This window comes from Streptomyces sp. SM1, assembly GCF_002910825.1.
GTDB classification, from domain to species: Bacteria; Actinomycetota; Actinomycetes; order Streptomycetales; family Streptomycetaceae; genus Streptomyces; species Streptomyces okerensis.
Genome location: NZ_NEUB01000182.1, coordinates 1 through 2,550, shown reverse-complemented (window position 1 = coordinate 2,550; position 2,550 = coordinate 1). Strand labels below are relative to the sequence as shown.

Annotated in this window: 3 protein-coding genes; 1 reads left to right on the top strand and 2 read right to left on the bottom strand. The window is 75.2% G+C overall.

All coding sequences use genetic code 11. The annotated features are described in order from the left end of the window. The coding region (locus B9S61_RS04245; protein WP_103540988.1) for a transcription antitermination factor NusB at positions 1-674 on the bottom strand (674 nt) is incomplete at its 3' end. A gap of 67 nt (positions 675-741) precedes the next feature. After that, positions 742-1,674 carry a methionyl-tRNA formyltransferase gene (gene fmt / locus B9S61_RS04240; protein WP_103540987.1) on the bottom strand — a complete coding sequence of 311 codons (933 nt, stop codon included), beginning with the start codon at positions 1,672-1,674 and terminating at the stop codon, positions 742-744. A 359-nt stretch (positions 1,675-2,033) separates the two neighbouring features. Between fmt and B9S61_RS04235 the strand changes: the two genes are divergently transcribed. Next, on the top strand, positions 2,034-2,550 hold a 517-nt coding region (locus B9S61_RS04235), incomplete at its 3' end, for a hypothetical protein (protein WP_103540986.1).

Sequence of the window (2,550 nt, the reverse complement as noted above, 5' to 3'; positions counted from 1 at the left end):
TCGAGCAGTTCGGCGGTCGTCGCCCGTCCGGGGCGGGCGACCAGGGTCACCTCGGGCCGCTCGTTGTCGGCCCGCAGCAGGTCCTCGATCCCGGCGCGTCCGCCGCCGAGGGAGTCCCACAGCGCGGAGACGACCCAGCGGGGGTGCGAGTGCACGACGGCGAGGTGGTCCTCGGGGTCCTCGTCGTAGGGCGGGGCGACCCGCTCCAGCCAGCCGTCGAGGTCGTCCTGCGCGATCTTGCGCAGCACGGCGTTGACGAACTTGGCCCGCCCGTCGCCGAGCACCACCCGGGCCAGCTCGACGGAGGCGGACACGGCCGCGTGCGGGGGGATCCGCGTCCCGAGCAGCTGGTGCGCGCCGAGGCTGAGCACATCCAGCACCGGCGGGTCCACCTCGCGCAGCGGCCGGTCGACACAGGCCGCGATGACCGCGTCGTACGTGCCCTGCCGCCGCAGGGTTCCGTAGACCAGCTCGGTGGCGAGGGCGGCGTCCCGGGCGTCGAAGCCGCCTCCCTCGCGTGCCTTGCGCAGCAGCGGCGGCAGGACGAGGTTGGCGTAGGCGTCCCGCTCGTCCACCGCGCGCAGCGCCTCGAAGGCGATCACGCGGACGGGGTCCTTCTGGGGCCGGCGGTAGGGCTTGGCGGGCCTGCGGGGCCGGCGGGGCTGGTCGCTCACGAAAAAGGTGCTCCGGATGTGGGGTGAAGTGCGCGCTCCAGCCTACGTCCTGGACGTCCCGGGGCGGTCAGGCGCCGACGGTCTCCCCCGCGCCGATCCGCACCCCGCGCGCCCAGTCCGCCGCCCGCATCGGCTTCTTGCCCTGGGCCTGCACCCACAGCAGCTCCACGGCGTACGAGGCGGTGCCCACGTACACGTTGTTCTTCCCCGCGGACAGCTGCCCGGGCGCGAGACCGGTCGTCTCCGGTACGGGGCGGGCCTGGACGATCTTCAGGCGCTCGCCCCGGAAGGTGGTCCAGGCACCGGGCGCGGGGGTGCAGCCGCGCACCACGCGGTCGACGCGCAGCGCCGGGGTGTTCCAGTCGACCCGGGCGTCCTCGACGGTGACCTTGGGGGCCAGGCTGATGCCGTCGGCGGGCTGCGGTACGGCCTTCAGGGCACCGTCCTCGATGCCGTCCATGGTCGCGGCGAGCAGACCGGCGCCGGCGAGGGCGAGCCGGGTGAGCAGGTCGCCGCTGGTGTCGGTGGGGCGGATCTCCTCGGTGACGGTGCCGTAGACGGGCCCGGAGTCGAGACCCTCCTCGATGAGGAAGGTGGCGGCGCCGGTGATCTCGTCGCCGGCCATGATGGCGTGCTGCACGGGCGCGGCGCCGCGCCAGGCGGGCAGCAGGGAGAAGTGCAGGTTGACCCAGCCCCGGGCGGGGATGTCGAGGGCGGCCTTGGGGAGAAGGGCTCCGTAGGCGACGACGGGGCAGCAGTCGGGGGCGATCTCCTTGAGCCGCTCGAGGAGTCCGGGGTCCCGGGGCCTGGCGGGCTTGAGCACCTCGATGCCGGCCTCCGCCGCGCGCTCGGCGACGGGAGAGGCGGCCAGCCTGCGGCCCCGCCCGGCGGGAGCGTCGGGCCGTGTGACGACGGCGGCGACCTCGTGCCGCCCGGAGGCGAGAAGAGCGTCCAGTGCGGGAACGGCGACCTCGGGGGTGCCGGCGAAGACGAGCTTCATGAAGTGCTGGGGCCTCTCGGGCGGGGGCGGCTGGGGCGGCGCACCAGTCTATGGCCCGGCGCCGGAGCCCCACGGCCGGAGCCCGTGTCGCGGTCGGACGCCGTGCCGTCCGGGGAAGCCGCCGACGGCGGGCGGCCCGGCGGGGAACGCCCACCTCCCGGCCCACCGGAACAGGGGGTGCGCGGGTGGGAGAGCACTCGGGACCGGGGCCGGGGCCCGGCCCCTCGGGGGCGTACGCATATGCCGCCACGCCCCCTCCCCGTGACCAGCGGAGCGCCCACGCGTTGGTCAAGAAAGAGTTGACCCACGGGCCCGGCAGCGGGCTCATTCCTTTCAACGCCGGTTCGAGAGGCTTGTTCATGGCCGACCACGCAACCCACGACGCCCAGGCTCGGGCCAGCCTGCACTTGCTGGTGCGGGACATCGAGCGGGTCCGGCGGCAGGTGGACGCACTGCGCACGCTCACCGCCCAGCTGGGCAACGTCTACCGTCCGCGCCGCTCCGGCCCTTCCACGGGGTTCGTCGTCTACGGACGCGCCCCCGCCCCGACGGTCCGTCTCGCCCAGGAGCTGCGGGACAGTGTCGAGACCCTGGTCACGGCGGCCGTGGACTTCGACCGCTCGCTGGGCTTCTCGTGGGACGCGGTGGGCTCCGCGCTCGGAGTCACCAAGCAGGCGGTGCACCGCCGTTACGGCGCCCGCCGTGCGGCCGACCGGGCAACGGCCGCCACGGCCACCGCCACCGCCGAGGCCGAGCGGGCGCCCGAGTCATCGGGAACCCGTGCGGTCAACGTGGGCGCGGGCGTCTCCACGGTGCCCACGGTTCCCGCGGCCCGGTCCATGCCGACCCAGCCCACGGCCAGCAGCCCGGCCCTGC